This is a genomic window from Comamonas sp., assembly GCF_036643215.1.
Classification (GTDB): Bacteria; Pseudomonadota; Gammaproteobacteria; order Burkholderiales; family Burkholderiaceae_C; genus Comamonas.
This window is the reverse complement of the sequence record NZ_JAVXSJ010000003.1, coordinates 51,121-70,348: the sequence shown is the minus strand read 5'-3', so window position 1 is coordinate 70,348 and position 19,228 is coordinate 51,121. Positions and strand designations below refer to the sequence as shown.

Sequence of the window (19,228 nt, the reverse complement as noted above, 5' to 3'; positions counted from 1 at the left end):
TCAGACTCCTTGCTCCACGGCGGCGGGGATGACATGGGGCATCACGCTCCACACGCTGGTGGCATCCAGATTCAAGGGCTGGTCAGTGCGCGTTTCCAGCCACAGGCGCTGGATTAGGTTCTGCGCCACCTTCAAGCGGTAATCGGCACTGGCGCGCATATCGCTCATAGGCTTGAAGTCCTGAGCCAGTGCGGCTTGCGCAGCTTTGACGTTTTCAAGGCTCCACACCTTTCCAACCAAGGCTGCTTCTGCGCCCGCCGCTCTCTTTACCGTAGCAGCCATGCCGCCAAAAGCCAGTCGCACGGCCTTGACCACATCGCCCTCCAGCTCCAGCGCAAAACCTGCGCACAGGGCCGAGATATCGCAGTCAAAACGCTTGCTGATCTTGTAGCCGCGCACCTGGCGCTGCATGGCGGCCAGCGGCACGGCCAGCGCCTGCACAAACTCGCCGCTCTCCAGCTGGTTCTTCATATAGTCCAGATAGAAATCCCGCAGCGGCATGCGGCGCACGCGCTCGCCCTTGCGCAGCTCAATCTGCGCATCCAGCGCCATCAGCACGGGCGGCGAATCACCAATGGGTGAGCCATTGGCCACGTTGCCGCCCATGGTGCCCGCGTGGCGTATGGGCTTGGAGGCAAAGCGCAGCCACACATCGGCAAGGCTGGGCCAGCGCTGCACCAGCGCACTCCATGCTGCCTCAAGCGATGCGCCTGCGCCTATGTATAGCTCGCCGCCCTCAGCGTCCTGCCGAACCTCAATGCGCTTCATATCGGCCACATCACCCACGTAGATGATGTCACCCAAGTCTCTGAACTGCTTGTTGACCCACAGCCCCACATCGGTAGAGCCCGCCACGATGCGCGCCATGGGCTTGGCCTCATACAGGCTGGCCAGCACATCCAGCGTGAGCGGTGCGTGAAAGTGATCGGTGCGCAGGCCTTGGCTGTACGCATAGTTCAGCCCCTCGGCACTGCCTTGCAGGTTTTTCAGCGCAGCGACTACTGGCGCGGTATCGAGGCGTACCTGTGGCAAATCAAACATGCGCTGGCCCGCATCCAGAATGGGGCGGTAGCCGGTGCAGCGGCACAGATTGCCCGACAGCTCATCGGCCAGTTGCTGGCGCGTGGGCTGGGTGCTTTGCTGTTGATGAAGCTCATAGCTGGACCACAGCGACATGACGATGCCGGGCGTGCAAAAGCCGCATTGCGAGCCGTGGCACTCCACCATGGCTTGCTGCACGGGGTGCAAAGCTTGCGCGGCAGGCTTGCCCGCACAGGCGGCCTTTCCTGCGCACTGGGTCTTGAGGTCTTCCACCGTGAACAAGGCCTTGCCATGCAGGCTGGGCAGAAATTGAATGCAGGCGTTGACGGTCTGCAGCTTCAGCCCGTTGATGGCCTGCACATCACCGGCCTCGGCCAGCTCGCCGATGACTACCGTGCAGGCACCGCAATCGCCTTCGTTGCAACCTTCCTTGGTGCCCGTGCAATGCGCATCCTCACGCAGCCACTGCAGCACCGAGCGGGTGGGGTGCGGGCCTTGCACTTCGACCACCTCGCCGCGGTGGTAGAAGCGTATGGGTTGAGAGTTGTGACTGGTGCTCATGATCGTGGGACAGAATTAGGTGGACTGCCTGTATGCAAAATACATACCAAGCGTAGTCTTCATCGAGAGACTACGCGCGCATCAGCAGCTTCTCATATAGCCCCGCTCATATGGGCTATGCCGCACGCGATATATCCAGGACCAAAATCAAGGGAGAACCCGTAAAAAAAGCGCCTCTCCTCGGGAAAGTACCGAAGAGAGGCGCTATCGCGTGTTTCTACATTGATAGCTGCAAGCGCTTGTTAATCAAGAATTTCAGGCATCAAATAGTCTGAAACCTATATTAAGCATGCGCCACCAGCTATTAATTTTTAAGCATCGCCACCATCGGGCGCCGGGCGCACGGGCTCATCGCTATCGAGCTGACTGAACACCAGCGTGGCGGCCAGCGTCATCAAGGCCACAGTCACAAAAGTGGCACGAATCGACAGCAAGCGGTCGCTTCCCTGTGCGGGCCACATATCGCCAAAGCCCGTCAGTAGCGCACCGGCCAGCGCCACGCCCATGCTCATGGCCAGCATCTGCACCATGGACAAAAGGCTGTTGCCACTGCTGGCAAACTCGCCTTCCATATCCTTGAGCGTGACCGAGTTCATGGCCGAGAACTGCATGGAATTGAAGCCGCCAAAGATGAACAGCTGCACCAGCAGCAACCAGGTTGGAGTGCCCTCAGCCACCAGACCAAACGAGGCCAGCATCAGGGCCAGCATGACCGAGTTGACCTGCAGCACGCGCTTGTAGCCAACGTGCTGCACAGTGCGCACGGCAATGCGTTTGACGAGCATGCTGCCCAGCACGGTGGCCAGCATCATCATGCCGGCATGCATGGGCGACATCTTCAAGCCAATCTGCAGCAGCAGCGGAATGAGAAACGGCGCAGCACCACTGCCAAAGCGCGTAAATAGATTGCCCAGCAGACCCACGCGCAGCGAGCGCACTTTAAACAGCGCAGGCGGGAACAAAGGCTCATCAACCCGCAGCGCATGCATCCAGTAGCTGGCGAGGCTGGCCAGACCAAACACCATAAGCACAACGACCAGCGCCATGCCCAGCCCCATACCCGACATGCCATCCAGCGCCACCGAGATGGCCACCATGCCAAAGGCCAGCATGCTGTAGCCCTTGATATCAAAACGATGAACGACCACCGGTGCGCTTTGCGGAAACCAGCGCCATGTGGCCCACAGACCGATCAGACCCACGGGCACGTTGATCCAGAAAATCCAGTGCCAGCTGGCGTACTCCACCATCCAGCCTCCCAGCGTGGGACCCAGCAGCGGCCCCACCTGCCCCGGAATGGCGATAAAACTCATCGCGCGGATGAACTCTCCACGCGGATAGGTGCGCAGCACGGCCAGTCGCCCCACAGGCAGCATCATGGCGCCGCCCACACCCTGCACCACACGCGCCGCAATCAGAAACGGCAGGCTGGGCGACAGCGCGCACAGTACCGAGCCCAGCACAAACAAGCCAATCGCCAGACCGTAGATGCGCCGCGTGCCAAAGCGATCAGCCACCCAGCCGGTAGCGGGAATCAGCATGGCCGTGGTCAGCGCATAGGCCACGATGACGGACTGCATCTTCATGGGGCTCTCGCCCAGCTCCTGCGACATGGCAGGCAGTGCCGTGTTGAGGATGGTGGCATCCAGCGTCTGCATGAAAAAGCCAATGGCCACCAGCCAGAGCAATCTCTCTTTGTGGGGCGCACTGCTGTGCGTGAGGGGCGTCTCGCTCATGAGCGACTCCGGACAAAAAGCGTGCGGCAACAAAAAAGCCGCTGACGAGCAGCGGCTTAAACGGTGTGCAAGCGCCAGAACCGGAGTGGCTGGCGTGCACACATGCATAGAGGACTTAGACCGAGAAGCTGGAGCCGCAACCGCAAGTGGTGGTGGCGTTGGGGTTCTTGATCACAAACTGCGCACCTTGCAGGTCTTCCTTGTAGTCGATCTCGGCACCCAGCAGGTACTGGTAGCTCATGGAGTCGATCAACAAGGAGACGCCACGCTTGGTCATGGTGGTGTCGTCGTCGTTGGTGATTTCATCGAACGTGAAACCGTACTGGAAGCCAGAGCAGCCACCACCCTGCACAAAAACGCGCAGCTTCAGATCAGGATTGCCTTCTTCGGCGATCAGATCCGCCACCTTGGCAGCAGCGCTGTCGGTGAAGACGATGGGGGAAGGCATTTCAGTAGTCGTGGTTTCAGCAACGGCGCTCATGGCAATACTCCGTAGGTTCTTGATTGAGCGAAATGGTACAGCAACGGGCTCGGGAATTCAGACCGCATTTCTTTGTCGCCAAACCAAGTGGGGACATTGCCCCAAAGCGCCTTCAAGCGATGCAAACAGGAATGAAGAGGAATACAGCGCCCATAAAAAAACCGCCCTGAACTTGCGTTCGGGGCGGTTTCTCGCGGAAAGACTCCGGAGAGTCTCTCTGGCTGGGAAACGAATTAACGCTTCGAGAACTGCTTGGCGCGACGAGCACCACGCAGACCAACCTTCTTACGCTCAACTTCACGAGCATCGCGAGTCACGAAGCCGGCTTGGCTCAGTGCAGGCTTCAGAGCTGCGTCATAGTCGATCAGAGCGCGAGTAACGCCGTGACGAACTGCACCGGCTTGACCGGATTCGCCGCCGCCATGGACGTTCACTTGGATGTCGAAAGACTCCAGGTTCTCTGTGAGAGCCAGGGGTTGCTTTGCGATCATGATGGAGGTGCCGCGGCCGAAGTACTCTTGAATGTCTTTGCCATTCACAGTAATTTTGCCGGAGCCCTTCTTCAGGAACACGCGAGCGACGCTAGATTTACGACGGCCAGTGCCGTTATTCCAATCACCAATCATCTCGACTCCTTAGACTTCCAGCACTTTAGGCTGTTGAGCGGTGTGAGGGTGCTCAGCACCACCGTAAACCTTGAGCTTCTTGATCATGGCGTAGCCCAGAGGACCCTTGGGCAGCATGCCCTTGACGGCCTTCTCGAGAGCACGGCCAGGGAACTTGGCTTGCAGGTCGCGGAAGTTGGTGGCAGTGATGCCGCCGGGGAAACCGGAGTGACGGTAGTACACCTTGTCCAGGTTCTTGGTACCAGTGACCTTGAGCTTGGAGGCGTTGATGATGACGATGTAGTCACCGGTGTCAACGTGAGGTGTGTAAATGGCTTTGTGCTTGCCGCGCAGACGGAGTGCCACTTCGCTGGCGACACGTCCGAGCACCTTATCGGTGGCGTCAATCACAAACCACTCGTGTTGCACCTCAGCGGGCTTTGCGCTGAATGTAGACATGAGTTTTCTCTTTCTAGAGGGTTTGGCGGTCCCTTTTCCGCGGTCGGTGCTTCTTCTAGAAAAAGACGAATCTTTTAAAGGAAGCCTCTTAGGCGGGGTTACTCGGACCGAAGCCTGAGCCTTCGCCGCGGGAACCATAAAATCGCTGCGAAGCCCGCCATTATACAAAAACGCCAGAACCTGCGTTTTTTCGTGCAGCAGCCTGTTGTGAATGAGCCCATACGACCTCATTCCCACTCTGCACACAGGCGTCAGCAGCCTTTAAAAACCACAGGGTAAAAAGTGCTGTTCCTCTTTTACCCTGCTGGTTACCATCCTTCTCTATGTTCAGTTACCGCCACGCCTTTCATGCAGGCAATCACGCTGATGTGCTCAAGCACTCCATCCTGATTGCTACTGTGCAATACCTCACGCAAAAAGAGGCTGCGCTGACGGTGCTCGACACCCACGGCGGTGCGGGCCTGTACCGCCTCGACGGCGACTACGCCAGCAAGAGCGGTGAAGCCGAAGACGGCATCATGCGGCTGGTTGCCGCCAAGGAATCCGAGCTGGCTCCTATCTTGCAGAACTACATGCAGATGGTGCGCAGCTTCAATCAGGGCAATGCGATTCGCAACTACCCCGGCTCGCCCTTCATTACGCAGGCGCTGCTGCGCGGTCATGACCGCCTCAAGGCCTTTGAGCTGCACCCCACAGACATGCGCTCACTGGCGGGCAATATGGCTCAGCTGGAAGTGCCTCGCCAAGTCAATATTCTTATGGAAGATGGCTTTGAGGGTGTGAAAAAATTCCTGCCCCCACCGTCGCGCCGCGCTTTGCTGCTGTGCGATCCCAGCTATGAATTAAAGACGGACTACGGCCGCGTGCTGGATATGGTGGCGGACAGCTTGAAGCGCTTCCCCACCGGCACTTACGCCGTCTGGTACCCCATCATTCCTCGCCCTGATGCGCATGACCTGCCCAAGCGCCTCAAGACCATGGCGACCAAAGCCGGTAAGAGCTGGCTGCACGCCACGCTCACCGTCAAGAGCAACAAGACCTCCGAGCGCGGCGGTCTGCCTGCCAGCGGCATGTTCCTGATCAACCCGCCGTTCAATCTGAAAGAACAGCTCAAGCCCGCCATGCCTCAGCTCGTCAAGCTGCTGGGTCAAGACGAAAATGCGGCGTTCACACTGGAATCCGGCGGAAAGTAACTAGCCGCAGATATCAGGGCGCAGTCACCAGGCTGCGCCTGCATTGGGGCTTCCGCACAAGCAAGATAGCTTTCCAGCGCCCAACGACGTGAGTGTCAACCTGAGCGATTCGCTGAACGGGCCCAATTGCTGTGCACGCCTCGTGCAACAAGGCTCATTGAACTGCACATGGGGCAAATACTGGGCTCTAGCCTACGCTCGCCCCCATCTCTGGCAGCTCAGCGCCTTTGCTTGGCAGTCTGAGAAACTTTGCGAGCAGGCTTGCTTGCCGATGCGGCACGCACCTTGGCTCCCTTGGCGGAAGCGCTTGCAGCCATCTTGGATGAGCGCTTTTTGCTTGCTGTCGAGAGACGAGCCGGGCACTCATCTTCATCCGATTCGAGCTGCCACAGCTCCACTGGCTTGATGCCAAGGCCCAGCATGCCCAGTTCTTGGGCTGCAGCCTTGCTCAGGTCAATAATGCGACCGGGCGCAAACGGGCCGCGGTCATTGATTCGCACCACCACGCTTTTGCCAGTCACTGCGCTGCGCACGCAGACACGTGTACCAAAAGGCAGCGTCTTGTGAGCCGCCGTCAGGTCCATGCTGTCAAAGCGCTCGCCACTCGCCGTCTTACGACCATGAAATTGTCCGCCATACCAGGAAGCCAGACCCGACTGGTCACTCTCGCGCGGCACGCTCAATTCGTATTTATTGCTGTCTTCGGGGGTATCGGCCTGATCGGCATCGACAGGCTTGTTGGCCTTGATGCCCAGACCTTTGTCGCGGGCGTTGCTGCGTGTGTAAGCGTCGGGCCGCAAAGGTGCCGAGGCACTGGGTTGTGCCGCGCCCTTTGAAGGACGGCTCTGAACGCCTGCAGCCTGATCTGCCGTGTTTTCAGCCAGCGGTGCACAGCCCGCCATGGTCGCAGTGACGACGGCAAGGCCTATCCATTGATAACAACGCAAGCGCGAAAATTTTGGTTGCACGGGCGCAATCTCCTTGAAATCTCAAGTGAGAGCCGCCAAAGACTGGCCGCCTCGCAGCCAGCAAGCTTATGGCTTACAGACCCAGACGATCGCAGATCTCCAGAGTGGCGACGCTCTGGTTCATCGTATAGAAGTGCAACCCGGGAGCCCCCTGGCTGCGCAACTGCTCGCAAAGATGTGTCACGACATCCAGTCCGAACGCACGAATGGAAGCGGTGTCATCTCCGTACGCCTGCAGACGCAGACGAATCCAGCGCGGAATCTCGGTGCCGCATGCATCCGAGAAGCGCATCAGCTGTGTAGAGCTGGTGATTGGCATGATTCCCGGCACGACTGGAACGTCGAGCCCAAGGGCCTTCACCTCATCTACAAAGCGCATGTATGCGTCGGCATTGTAGAAGTATTGCGTGATGGCGGAATCTGCACCAGCCCGAACTTTAGCAACAAATGCGTCCAGATCACTACGTGGGGACTTTGCTTGAGGGTGAGTTTCGGGGTAAGCGGCTACTTCGATGTAAAACCAGTCACCAAATTCCTGTCGGACAAATGCAACGAGATCGCTGGCGTAATGGAACTCTCCGCCCAGTCCATAACCGCTGGGCAAGTCACCGCGCAGGGCCACGATGCGCTTGACGCCCATGGCCTTGAGCTGTGTGAGTTCTTCGCGCACCGAGTCTTGAGTGGCACCGATGCAGGAGAAGTGCGAAGCCGCGCTCACCCCTTCGTTCTGGATGTCCTGCACCATGGTGAAAGTGCCCGCCTGCGTAGAGCCGCCCGCACCATAGGTGACGGAGCAGAACTGAGGCTTGCGCGCATACAGCGCCTGACGCACGGCCACATGCTTTGCCGCGCCTTCAGGCGTCTTGGTGGGGAAAAACTCGAAGCTGACGGGGTAACTCATGGCTGCACTTGTCTCTGAATCTTATAGGTCATGGGCGAGCGCTGAAAACTCAGCGCTCATGGCGTTATTGCTTAGCGCTCGTTACGTTTTTTTTGCTTGCCGCGACCGGGGCCGGGTTGACCAAAGCTGGCCACCTCGGGGTCTGCATACAGCTCTTGCTTGGCGCGCTGGGCCTTGATGTCGGCACGCGATGGGCGCTTGGCTGCAGCCTTGACTGCGGGCTTGGCCGTTGCCTCTTCATCTGCAGCCGCCTGAGGGGCGGGAGCCTTGATTTCAGCGCCCTGCTCGGCCCAAACGAAGAATTCGTGGTTGCCGTCGCCGCCTTCAATAGGCGAATCCATCCACTGCTTGACGGTCAAACCAAGGCCCGTGAGGCATTCGCGAATGCGCTGCTCGACTTCAACGTACAAAGCCTTGTCGCGCACAATGCCGCCCTTGCCGATCTGGCCGGGTTGCAACTCGAATTGAGGCTTGACCAGCATCAGCAGCTGGCCATGGGGCTTGAGCACCTGCACCACGGAAGGCAGTACCAGCGTCAGCGAGATAAAGGACACATCGCCGGTGACAAAGTCAAACGCGGGCGTGATGTCGATGTTCTGGGTGCCAGGGCGGCGGCGCAGTTCCACAGGAGCCACACCGTCAGACTTGGCCTTGGCCTTGGCAATGCGTTCGGCCTTGAAGGACTCAATGTCCTGCTCCTTGGCGTCGTCGCTGTCGTCATAGTCTTCGTCGATTTGACCGCCGTTGCGCATCCAGGCGTAAGGAGCCTGGGGCTGGGTGTCGTTGTCTTCTTCTTCTTCGATGACATCGCACAGCGCTTCGTCGCAGGCAACTTCCAGAGATGCGGGGGTCAATGTGCGGGCGTTGAAGCTTTCCACACAGATCACGCGCTCGTCGCTGCGCAGGCGCTCGTGCAGCTGGCTATGGCCCACGTCCACGCCCACCACCTGGGCGGCACCAGCCTGCAGCAGGCAGTCGGTAAAGCCGCCCGTGCTCTGACCCACATCCAGGCAGCGCAGGCCCTTGACGGCAATGCCTGTGGCAGCCAGCGCGCCTTCGAGCTTGAGACCACCACGCGAGATGTACTTGGCTTCAGCCGCATCCAGCAATTGCAGCTCAGCGCCAGCAGGAATGTCGTCACCGTTCTTGGCAACCTTCTTCCAGGGTGCCAGCGGCGTCAGGCGCCACTCCACGCCCGAAGCAATCAGGCGCTGGGCCTGTGAGCGTGTCGAAGCATGGCCTGCTTCCACCAAAAAAACATCTGCGCGCATAGCGTCGCTTCCTTTGAAATTAACCGGTGCCGGGCACTGCACAGAGGTGCAGCGAGGCGATAGAACTATGTTTTATGTAGCTTCTTGCGCTTGATTCAATTGAATTTCAGGTCTTAACCTATATGAATTCCAATGAAATCAAGCGCTAGTAGCTAGCAAAATATTGAGCAGTGCAGTCAACCCAGGCTGACTGCACTGCATGGCCGCTGGCTTAGTAGCGGTAAGTTTCAGGCTTGTAAGGGCCTTCCTTCTTCACGCCAATGTAGGCGGCTTGTGTGTCGCTCAGCTCGGTCAGCTGGGCGCCAACCTTTTTCAGGTGCAGGCGGGCCACCTTTTCGTCCAGCACCTTGGGCAGCACGTAGACCTTGCCCACTTCGTAGGCTTCAGGGCGGGTGAACAGCTCGATCTGGGCGATGGTCTGGTTGGCGAACGAGGCGCTCATCACGAACGATGGGTGGCCGGTGGCGCAACCCAGGTTCACCAGGCGGCCCTTGGCCAGCAGGATGATCTTCTTGCCATCGGGGAACTTGATGTGGTCAACCTGTGGCTTGATTTCTTCCCACTCGTACTGCTCGATCGAAGCAACGTCGATTTCGTTGTCGAAGTGACCGATGTTGCAGACGATGGCCTCATCCTTCATGGCAACCATGTGCTCGTGGCGGATGATGTCCTTGTTGCCGGTGGTGGTCACGAAGATGTCGCACTTGTCGGCGGCATATTCCATGGTCACGACCTTGTAGCCTTCCATCGCGGCTTGCAGGGCGTTGATGGGGTCAATCTCGGTCACCCACACTTGGGCGCGCAGAGCGGACAGAGCCTGGGCGCAGCCCTTGCCCACGTCACCGTAGCCAGCCACTACAGCGACCTTGCCGGCGATCATCACGTCGGTGGCGCGCTTGATGCCGTCCACCAGCGATTCGCGGCAGCCGTACAGGTTGTCGAACTTGGACTTGGTCACCGAGTCGTTCACGTTGATGGCGCGGAACAGCAAAGTGCCCTTGGCCGACATTTCGTTCAGGCGGTGCACGCCGGTGGTGGTTTCTTCGGTCACGCCGCGAATCTCAGCCGACTTGCGGGTGTACCAGGTGCTGTCAATGGCCAGCTTGGCCTTGATGGCCGCGAACATGATCTTTTCTTCTTCCGAGCCGGGGTTGGCCAGCACGGAGATGTCCTTCTCGGCCTTCTGGCCCAGGTGCAGCAGCACGGTGGCATCGCCGCCGTCGTCCAGAATCATGTTGGGGCCTTCGCCTTCAGTGCCCTTGGCGCCGAACTCGAAGATGTTGTGGGTGTAGTCCCAGTAATCCTTCAGCGACTCACCCTTGATGGCGAACACAGGCGTGCCGGTGGCAGCGATAGCAGCGGCGGCATGGTCCTGGGTCGAGAAGATGTTGCACGAAGCCCAGCGCACGGTAGCGCCCAGGTCCTTCAGGGTCTCGATCAGCACAGCCGTTTGAATGGTCATGTGCAGCGAGCCGGTGATGCGCGCGCCCTTCAGGGGCTGGGCAGCGGCGAATTCTTCGCGGATGGCCATCAGGCCGGGCATTTCGGTTTCAGCGATATTGATTTCCTTGCGGCCCCAGGCGGCAAGGGTAATGTCGGTAATGGCCGAATCAGCAGGGTTGAAGCGAACAGCAGCGTTCATGGTTTTTCTCCAAAATTTGAATGAGAAACCACGTTCCGCGGAAGAAGGAGGGAATGCCATCTCACCGCACAGAAAGCGTGGGTGAGCGTCGTTGCGAGATGAAATCCGAGCCTCACGCCCCACTGCGGCCGGTGTTAAACCGGCTGGGGAACGCTGCAACGCTCCTCGGATGGAGGGCGATTATAAGGGAATCCCCTTCCCGTCCGCCAGGCGATAACCGACTGAATTCAGGCCAATCGCCCCTTTGCTGCCTGCACCGACAGCCACTGCACGCGCAGCGCCAGAGCAATCACCAGCGCCAGCACCAGCAAAGCCACAGAGCCGACCCCTGACCAGCCCCAGCGCGACCAGAACCAGCCCGCCCCGGCCCCCAGCACACTGGAGCCCATGTAATAGCTCCAGAGATACAGCGAGGACGCATGCCCCTTGGACTGCGTCGCCAGCCGCCCCACCCAGCCGCTAGCGACCGAGTGCGCCACAAAAAAACCGGCCGTCAGCAACACAACGCCGGTGACGATGACCGCCAGCGGCTCAAAAAGCGTCAGCACCACTCCTAGCGCCATGAGCAAAGTGCCCGCAATCAGAACCGGGCCGCGCCCCAACTTATCGGCCAGCCCGCCAGCGATGGGCGATGCCGCCGTGCCCAGCAGATAGGCGTAGAAGATATGGCTGATCTCCAACTGGCTCATGCTGTACGGCGATGCACTGAGCAAAAAGCCCGCGTAGTTGTAGATGCTGACAAACACGCCCATCAGGCCAAAAGCGATGAAAAACAGCAGTGGCAAGCCCTTGTGCTGCAAATGCCGGCCCCAGGCCTGCAGGTGATACCTGGCACCCAGCCCCGTCTTTTTCACGAAGTTGCGCGAGTTGGGCAGCAACCAGACAAAGCCCAGCGCCGCCAGCAAATCCAGCACCGAAAGCGCGGCCAGCGCGTGGCGCCAGCCCCAGAACTCCGTCATGGCGCTCATGCCCACGCGGCCCAGCATGCCGCCCAGCGCGGTACCGCCCACATACAGGCCCATGGCAAAGCCCAGGCCCGGCGGGTCAATCTCTTCAGACAGATAAGCCATGGCCACCGCAGGCACGCCACCCAGCAGCAAGCCCTCTAGCGCCCGTGCAGCCAGCAGTGCATGCCATTGTGGCAAAAACGAGGCCCCCAGATTGCACAAGGCGGCCAGCGCCATGGAGATGAACATCAGCTTGCGCCGTCCCAGCCCCTCGGACAGCGCCCCGGCCAGAACAATGGAAACCGCCAGACACGCCGTGGACACCGACAGCGCCAGCGCGCTCTGGGCGGGGCTGACCGCAAAGGTACGCGCCAGCTCGGGCAGCAGTGGCTGCACACAGTACAGCAGCGAGAAGGTGGCAAAGCCCGCCAGAAACAGCGCCACGCTGACCCGCCAGTAATCGGGAGTTCCGCGTTTGATCCAGACAGGAGCAGCCAAGCCTTGAGGCTCGGTCGGCAAGGGGGTATTCACATCCTGCGGGGAACGGTTCATGACTGAGCAACGAAAACCTGAGGCGATGCGGCTATTGTGCTCCGCATACCGGCCGGCCAAGGCGCGCGGCAAACAGCTCATGCCCGCCCCGTCGCCATGAATTGCCCCTGCCGTTAAAATAAGCGCCCTCAAGCCTTATTCACAGGCCTGCCCTGCATGGGCGCGGGCCTTGTGCAGCCAATCGATCGCTGCACCTTTTTTGTGGTCACAGCCGGCATCTCCGGTTGTATTTACAGCTCTCAATACCGTGTCATACGCCCCAGAAACTCAGCGCCGTCGTACGTTCGCCATCATTTCCCACCCGGATGCGGGTAAGACCACGCTGACCGAAAAGCTGCTGCTGTTCTCGGGCGCGATTCAGATTGCCGGTGCGGTGAAGGGGCGCAAGGCCAGCCGCCACGCCACCTCCGACTGGATGGAAATTGAAAAGCAGCGTGGTATCTCGGTCGCATCGTCGGTGATGCAGATGAGCTACCGCGACCACGTCATCAACCTGCTCGACACCCCCGGCCACAAGGACTTCTCGGAAGACACCTACCGCGTGCTGACAGCCGTGGATTCGGCCTTGATGGTGATTGACGCGGCCAACGGTGTGGAATCGCAAACCCGCCGCCTGATCGAAGTCTGCCGCCAGCGCAACACGCCCATCATCACCTTCGTCAACAAGTTTGACCGTGAAGTGCGCGACCCGCTGGACATCATGGACGAAGTGGAGCGCGAGCTGGGCATGCCCTGCTGCCCCATCACCTGGCCTGTGGGCCAGGGCAAGAGCTTCGGCGGCATCATCAATCTGCGCACGCAGAGCATGACGGTGTTCACCCCCGGCAGCGACCGTGGCCCCAAGGACTTTGAAGTCATCCCCCTGACCGAAGCCGATAAGCTGCGCGCACGTTTTGGCCAAGCCTTTGACGACGCCCTGGAAAGCATGGAGCTGGCCGTAGGCGCATCCGCCGAGTGGAGCCATGAAGCCTTTCTGGCCGGCAAGCTGACACCCGTGTTCTTCGGCTCCGGTGTGAACAACTTCGGTGTAATGGAAGTGCTGGACGCCGTGGTCGACATGTCGCCCCCGCCCGGCCCGCGCGTAGCGTTCACGGAAGTGAACCGCGTGCGCGAAGAAAAAATTGTTCACCCCGAGGACAAGAACTTCTCCGGCGTGGTGTTCAAGGTGCAGGCCAACATGGACAGCAACCACCGCGACCGCATCGCTTTTGTGCGCGTGGCCAGCGGCAAGTACACACCCGGCATGAAGATGAAGGTGCAGCGCACCGGCAAGGAACTGCGCCCCACCTCCGTAGTGACCTTCATGTCGCAACGCCGCGAAGCGGTGGACGAAGCGTTTGCCGGCGACATCATCGGCTTCACCATTCACGGTGGCGTGCAGCTGGGTGACTCGATCACCGACGGCCCCAACCTGCAATTCACCGGCCTGCCTTTCTTCGCGCCTGAAATGTTCATGACCGTGGTGCTGAAGAACCCGCTGCGCACCAAGCAACTGCAGCAAGGCCTGATGCAGCTGGGCGAAGAAGGTGCGATTCAGGTGTTCAAGCCCGATGTCGGTGGCAATATGCTGCTGGGCGCCATCGGTCAGCTGCAGTTTGAAGTCGTTCAGCACCGCCTGAAGACCGAGTACGACTGCGATGTGCGCCTGGAAGGCTGCCAGTACACCAGCGCCCGCTGGATTACGGCCGACAACGCAGCCGATCTGCGCGAGTTTGAAAATGCCTACCCGCTACGCCTGGCCCACGATGCGGCCGACACGCTGGCCTATCTGTGCACCAGCCCCTATGACGTGCGACTGGCGCAGGAGCGTTTCCCCAAGATCCACTTCCATCCGCTGCGTGAACACGCTGGCCTGTCTCTGGGCTCTGCAAACTGATCTCCACTCAATAAGCGACACAGCCCGCATCTGCAGCGCACATGCGGGCTGATTTATTTGGATAGAACCGTGAGCCAAGAATTTCTGCGCCCCTTGTCTGAACTGCAGACCCCCGCCAAGCTACTGGGCGTGCTGACCGATATCGACGACACGTTGACTACTGATGGCGTGGTGCCAGACCACGTGGTGGCCGCCATTGCCCGCCTCAAAGACGCGGGCCTGAAGGTAGTGCCCATCACCGGCCGCCCCGTGGGCTGGAGTGTGCCTTTTGCATCGGCCTGGCCCGTAGATTCCATCGTGGCCGAAAACGGCGCTGTGGCCCTGCGCCGCAATGCGCAAGGCCGTCTGGACAAGCTCTACCAGCAAGGCGCCGAAGAGCGCGCCAGCAACTTTGCCAAGATGCAGACAGTGCTGGAGCAAATCGAAGCCACCGTGCCCGGCGCCGCACGCGCCACAGACTCTGCGGGCCGCGAGTGCGACATCGCCGTGGATCACAGCGAGTTCACGAACCTGCCCCAGGCGCAGATCGACCAGTGCGTGGCCATCATGAAGGCCGCGGGCATGAACGCGACTGTCAGCTCCATCCACATCAACGGCTGGTTTGGCGAGCACAACAAGCTGGAAGGCGCTCGCTGGATTGTTCGTGAACTATTCAATATCGACCTGGACGCCACGCTAGGCCAATGGGTCTACATCGGCGACTCCACCAATGACCAGCTGATGTTCCAGCACATGCCCCACAGCGTGGGCGTGGCCAACATCGAGCGCTTTGTGCCCCAGCTCAAGCACCTGCCCCGCTACGTCACCATCGCCGAGCGCGGTGATGGCTTTGTACAACTGGCCGATCAGTTGCTGGGCACTCAAAAGTAATAGCAGCTTGCGCCTGCTTCTATTGCGATATGCATTGATACCCCGCTGAGATTCAAACAGAACAAACGCTAAACGCTCATCTTTTTAAAGGCCTGCAACATATTTGCAGGCCTTTTGCGTTTCTGTAGTCCGGGTACCCATTCATTTCCTCAGTCAGCCGCCCAGATCAACCACGGCAATGCGCAAGCCAACTGAGGCGGGAATTCGCCCGCACCCTCTGAAATGTCAAGAATTCTTAGATGAACCTCAAACAATGGACCCGCTTGAAAAGTAGGTCCGGGCTTACAAAGCAGAAAGCAAAACACCTTCCTTCATAACAACTTTTAACCTAAATAAACAGTTTCATAGAAAACATCTAATTCACCAAAATCTATTTGATCAGGTGAATTAATGAATAAGTCCTATCGATCTGTTTGGAACCAAGCGCTGGGCGCCTGGGTAGCAACGTCAGAGATTTCACGTGCGCGCGGCAAAAGCAGTAGTGTCAAAAAAATGGTGCTTTGCAGCCTGCTGCTGGGAATGTCTGGTGTAACCTCACAAGCCCTGGCCGAATGCATAGACAACCAGTCTTCGCCGAACTGGAGCGTTGGCGCCACCGACAGCTCCAACTGCAGCGCCATACACACCACCTACTCCAGCGCCAACACGGTCTACGTCTTCTCCGGCGGCGTGCTGACCTTTACTCAGCCCAAGGTCTCGATCCTGGCCTACAACGGCGGGCAAATCCACGGACTGAGCATCAATGGCAACGCCTCTCCCAACCCCAATACCAACGGCGATAAAAGCACGATCAACGCCCAAAATATTTATATTGGTAGCTCTGGCCGGGGCTACACAAGAACGGTGTATATCGCTGCTGGGGGCACCATGAATGTCAGTGGCAACATGTCCGCTTATCGCTGGGACTACAGCAATCAAAACCTAGGTTCCGCAGCACTTGAGCTGGCCAACGGCAATCTCCATGTAGCCGGCAACCTTGACGTGGGGTTCTACAGTGACCAGCCTGTAGGCGAAGCCCTTCGTATTGGAGGCGCCAACCACTTGACCGTTGGCGGTCTGCTTTCAAGCACTGCCGGCCAGTACCCTTGGGGCAGTACAGTAGATGTACAACAGCAGGTTAAACCCGGTGGAAGTAGCTACAACGCCAATCTGGGCGCAAATACCAACGCGATCACCTCGGACAGCTATACCAACGCCGACATCAATGCACTGAAGGCCACGACCTTACAAAACACGCCTTACAACTGGCGGCATACGGCTAACGGTGGTTCAGGCCTGATCCAAGTTCATGAAGCCGCGACATTCAACACGTATGGAAGTGGCACCAACGCATTATTCACCTTGCTGCAAGGCTCAAGCACTAACGAAAGTGGCGTGATAGCGTTGGGCACAGCATCTGCTCCAGCCGGACAAACGGGAACGTTCCAGCTTCATGTGGGAGATAAAACCACATTCAATGCGCTGGGTGCCAGCAACACCGCAGTCGCGCTGGCATCAACAACAGCATCCACCGCCAATGCCAGCATTCAGATTGACTCTGGCGCGTCCTTTAATCTTCAGCAAGCTAATAGCACAGGCGTTGCCCTCAGCCACGCAGGCGCTGGGCAGTTGAACCTAAACAACGCTGCCAATATCTCCGCCACAGCGGCAGCCGTAAACCTGCCCACCTCCGGTGTGGGCAATACCGGCATCGTCAACAGCGGCACGCTGAGCTCTTCCAGCACCACGCTGGGTGCGCTACAAATCGCCGATGTATCTGCCACAGCAGGTACCGCTCGCATTATCAGCATCGACAACAGCGGCACGATTTCTGGCGCACGCTCGGCCATTCTGGCGGCTTCGGGTGAGGCCACTACGCAGGTCAGCCTGAGCAACAGCGGCCAGATCCAAAAGACAGCGGCTGACAGCAATGCGGTCATTGACCTCTCTGCCACCCAAGGCAGCAACAGCTTTGCCATGAAGGGCGGCTCGGTGGGCATGCAGCCAGCTCAGACACCCAGCACCAGCGCGGCCTATCTTGGCGGCAGCGGCGCAGACCACATTACCCAGACAGGTGGTAGCTTTCAGGGCGATGTATTCACCATGGCCGGCAACGACAGCTTTACCGGTACTGCAGGTAACCTGGTCGGCACGCTGAACATGGGGGAAGGCAATGACTCCGCCTTGTTTGCAGCAGCTTATGACTTGAGCCAGACACCCCGCCTGGATGGTGGTGCAGGCACGAACACGCTGACCCTGCAAGGCAAGAGCCTCGACATCTATAGCGCAGCCGCCGATACGCCCGCACAAGGCGTGAATGTGCTGAACTGGCAGACACTCAATCTGCAAAATGCCAGCGCCGCGCGTTTGACCGGCGATATCAATCTGGGTGGCCCCACCGGGCAGCTCAATATCGACTCCACTTCGTCGATGGCAATTGCAGGTGCCGCCTCCACCGCCCGAACGATTGCAGGCAGTGTGAACAACGCCGGTACGCTGGATCTGCGCAACAGCGCAGCCAATGCCTTCAACACCTTGACGGTACAGGGCAACTATGCCGGCAATAACGGCAAACTGCTGATCAACACACAGCTGGGCGACAGCAGCTCACTCACAGACAAGCTGATCATTGACGGCGGAAAAGCCAGCGGTAACACCGCCATCGATATCACCAACAAAGGCGGTCTAGGCGCGCAAACCACAGGTAACGGCATCCAGGTGGTGAATGCCATCAATGGCGCAACAACCGACACTGGCGCCTTTGCCCTTGCGGACGGTGCCGCAGTCGTCTCCGCCGGTGCCTACAACTACAGCCTGGGTCGCAATGCCGATGAAAGCTGGTACCTGACCAGCAAAGTGCCTCCTTATATCGATCCGCGGACGGGTGAGCCACCTGCACCAGCTCCTTCGCCCACGCCATCACCCACTCCGGCGCCATCGCCTGCGCCTGCGCCAACACCGACCCCGACTCCTGCACCATCCCTTGCGCCGACTCCTGCGCCTGCACCTCAGCAGAACTACAGCGCACAGACCGCCGTCATGGCTGCTGCGCCCACACTGGCACTGCTGCATGGCGCAGCCACGATGGACACATGGCAAGAGCGCATGGGCGGCCGCGTCTATGGCTACGGCTTGAAAAATCAACCAGTGCAAGAGCAATCGGCTCCCGGCTGGGTGCGCGTGATTGCCCAGGGCGGCAGCCGCGATGGCGGCAAGCGCTATGGCACAGGAGCAGGCGACCAGAGCGTGTCTCCGGGCATCGACTACAACACCTACATCGCACAACTGGGCATGGACTTCTACCGCAGCCAGTCCGGCAACGCCCGTCAGACGGCAGGTGCTTATGTGGCACTGGGTCAGACCAGCGGTGATGTCAATTACCTGAACTACGGCACCCAGCAATGGGGCAATGCAGGCAAGACCCGCATCGAAGGAAAGACACTGGGTCTGTACTGGAGTCGCATTGCCGAACAAGGTCAGTATCTGGATGCCGTGCTGCAGTACACCGACTATGACGTCAAGACCAGCGCACATGGCGCCAGCGGCACCAAGAACGGTGGCAAAGGCTTTGGCGCATCGATTGAAGGCGGCGTACCTTTTGCTTTGAACTCCGATTGGACGCTGACGCCTCAAGCACAACTGCGCTGGCAGCATGTCTCGCTGGATAAGGTCAATGTGGTCGAAAGCGGTCAGCGCATTGGCAGCTATGACTTTGGCAGCGGTAACTCTCTGTGGGGCCGTCTGGGTGTGCAAGCCACCTACCAAACAAAGCCAGACTCCAAGCTGTGGGTGCGCGCTGATCTGATGCATGAGTTCAAGGGCGAGACACAGGCTCGCTACATCTCGGCACAGGGCGGTGCAGAGCCAATCTTCAAGAACTCACTCAAAGGCACGGCCGTGGGACTGACTGGCGGCATTGATCAGCAGATCAACAAGCAGCTGGCCGTCTATGGCTCGCTGTCCTATGCCACGGGCGTTGGCGGCAACAAGGGCGATGCATGGGCTGCCAAGGCGGGCCTGCGCTGGAACTGGTAAGCCTTCCCCCGAGCCCCTAAACCTCTAGCCCGCAGGCCTGCCCTGCGGGCTTTTTCATGTCACCCCATCGCAAACCGCGATGAGCCAGTGCGTACAAGACGACCACCCTAT

At 59.3% G+C, this 19,228-nt stretch carries 14 protein-coding genes, 1 pseudogene and 1 riboswitch; of the genes and pseudogenes, 5 read left to right on the top strand and 10 right to left on the bottom strand.

The window, feature by feature from the left end:
- From xdhA to rplM, 5 genes are all read right to left on the bottom strand, one after another.
- A complete protein-coding gene (gene xdhA, locus RSF91_RS03440; protein ID WP_332567096.1) occupies window positions 1-1,602 on the bottom strand; it encodes a xanthine dehydrogenase small subunit in 1,602 nt (533 codons plus the stop codon).
- Between the two features lie 311 nt (window positions 1,603-1,913).
- On the bottom strand, window positions 1,914-3,446 hold the full coding sequence (mdtD, locus tag RSF91_RS03435; RefSeq protein ID WP_442878795.1) for a multidrug transporter subunit MdtD: 1,533 nt from the start codon (window positions 3,444-3,446) through the stop codon (window positions 1,914-1,916).
- Between the two features lie 7 nt (window positions 3,447-3,453).
- Window positions 3,454-3,819, bottom strand: a complete 366-nt coding sequence (gene erpA, locus RSF91_RS03430) for an iron-sulfur cluster insertion protein ErpA (protein ID WP_198460819.1) — start codon at window positions 3,817-3,819, stop codon at window positions 3,454-3,456.
- Between the two features lie 233 nt (window positions 3,820-4,052).
- A complete protein-coding gene (gene rpsI / locus RSF91_RS03425) occupies window positions 4,053-4,445 on the bottom strand; it encodes a 30S ribosomal protein S9 (protein ID WP_099738928.1) in 393 nt (130 codons plus the stop codon).
- A 9-nt stretch (window positions 4,446-4,454) separates the two neighbouring features.
- Window positions 4,455-4,883 carry a 50S ribosomal protein L13 gene (gene rplM, locus RSF91_RS03420; protein ID WP_332567094.1) on the bottom strand — a complete coding sequence of 143 codons (429 nt, stop codon included), beginning with the start codon at window positions 4,881-4,883 and terminating at the stop codon, window positions 4,455-4,457.
- A 323-nt stretch (window positions 4,884-5,206) separates the two neighbouring features.
- On the opposite strand from rplM, the gene RSF91_RS03415 reads away from it, so the two are divergent.
- Complete coding sequence (locus RSF91_RS03415; protein WP_198460817.1) at window positions 5,207-6,076, top strand: 23S rRNA (adenine(2030)-N(6))-methyltransferase RlmJ; 870 nt, start codon at window positions 5,207-5,209, stop codon at window positions 6,074-6,076.
- A gap of 218 nt (window positions 6,077-6,294) precedes the next feature.
- Here RSF91_RS03415 and RSF91_RS03410 read toward each other — a convergent pair whose 3' ends face one another.
- From RSF91_RS03410 to RSF91_RS03390, 5 genes are all read right to left on the bottom strand, one after another.
- Entirely contained in the window at window positions 6,295-6,978 is a 684-nt protein-coding gene (locus RSF91_RS03410) for a septal ring lytic transglycosylase RlpA family protein (protein WP_332567255.1), read from the bottom strand.
- A gap of 139 nt (window positions 6,979-7,117) precedes the next feature.
- Window positions 7,118-7,945, bottom strand: coding sequence for a methylenetetrahydrofolate reductase [NAD(P)H] (gene metF / locus RSF91_RS03405; RefSeq protein WP_332567093.1), 828 nt, complete (start codon window positions 7,943-7,945; stop codon window positions 7,118-7,120).
- Between the two features lie 71 nt (window positions 7,946-8,016).
- Window positions 8,017-9,216, bottom strand: coding sequence for a TlyA family RNA methyltransferase (locus RSF91_RS03400; protein ID WP_332567092.1), 1,200 nt, complete (start codon window positions 9,214-9,216; stop codon window positions 8,017-8,019).
- 211 nt (window positions 9,217-9,427) lie between these two features.
- On the bottom strand, window positions 9,428-10,858 hold the full coding sequence (ahcY, locus tag RSF91_RS03395) for an adenosylhomocysteinase (protein ID WP_332567091.1): 1,431 nt from the start codon (window positions 10,856-10,858) through the stop codon (window positions 9,428-9,430).
- Between the two features lie 76 nt (window positions 10,859-10,934).
- Window positions 10,935-11,031, bottom strand: a riboswitch (S-adenosyl-L-homocysteine riboswitch).
- A 54-nt stretch (window positions 11,032-11,085) separates the two neighbouring features.
- Window positions 11,086-12,357 (bottom strand): MFS transporter, encoded by a 1,272-nt coding sequence (locus RSF91_RS03390; RefSeq protein WP_332567090.1) that lies wholly within the window; start codon window positions 12,355-12,357, stop codon window positions 11,086-11,088.
- A 247-nt stretch (window positions 12,358-12,604) separates the two neighbouring features.
- On the opposite strand from RSF91_RS03390, the gene RSF91_RS03385 reads away from it, so the two are divergent.
- The 4 genes and pseudogenes from RSF91_RS03385 (at window position 12,605) to RSF91_RS03375 (ending at window position 19,117) form a co-directional block, all read left to right on the top strand.
- The gene (locus RSF91_RS03385) at window positions 12,605-14,233 is read left to right on the top strand and encodes a peptide chain release factor 3 (protein ID WP_332567089.1); all 1,629 of its coding nucleotides are present in this window, start codon (window positions 12,605-12,607) and stop codon (window positions 14,231-14,233) included.
- Between the two features lie 69 nt (window positions 14,234-14,302).
- A complete protein-coding gene (locus RSF91_RS03380) occupies window positions 14,303-15,103 on the top strand; it encodes an HAD-IIB family hydrolase (RefSeq protein WP_332567088.1) in 801 nt (266 codons plus the stop codon).
- A gap of 390 nt (window positions 15,104-15,493) precedes the next feature.
- Window positions 15,494-15,583: pseudogene (locus RSF91_RS19805) on the top strand (ESPR domain-containing protein); the annotation flags it as partial.
- Between the two features lie 39 nt (window positions 15,584-15,622).
- A complete protein-coding gene (locus tag RSF91_RS03375) occupies window positions 15,623-19,117 on the top strand; it encodes an autotransporter family protein (protein ID WP_332567087.1) in 3,495 nt (1,164 codons plus the stop codon).
- Window positions 19,118-19,228: the final 111 nt, after the last annotated feature.